Source organism: Cupriavidus sp. SIMBA_020, assembly GCF_046535395.1.
GTDB classification, from domain to species: domain Bacteria; phylum Pseudomonadota; class Gammaproteobacteria; order Burkholderiales; family Burkholderiaceae; genus Cupriavidus; species Cupriavidus campinensis.
Map to the genome: position 1 here is coordinate 1 of NZ_JAWRWU010000378.1, position 284 is coordinate 284.

A 284-nucleotide genomic window follows, 5' to 3' on the forward strand; every position below is an offset into this window, starting at 1 on the left:
CGGGCCGAAATCGACCTGGAATCTCGACACGACCTACGCCTTCCTGATTGGCGACAGCGGCAAGGGCACGCTGCAAATCGACAATGGCGGCGCCGTGCGCAGCGGCCAGGGGATGATCGGCTGGAACACCGGCGGCGAAGGACACGTTACGGTATCGGGCCGCGCATCGGCCTGGAACCCGTTCAACAACATCTACGTTGGTTTCGACGGCACCGGGGAACTGCTTGTCCAGGATGGCGCCACGGTGCATACCGAGGCCTCGACCTCGCCCGGCGCCCCGGCAT

The 284-nt window shown here is 65.5% G+C and carries 1 pseudogene; it reads left to right on the plus strand.

The features are described 5' to 3' along the window. Positions 1-284: pseudogene (locus tag SB751_RS29670) on the plus strand (autotransporter outer membrane beta-barrel domain-containing protein); the annotation flags it as partial.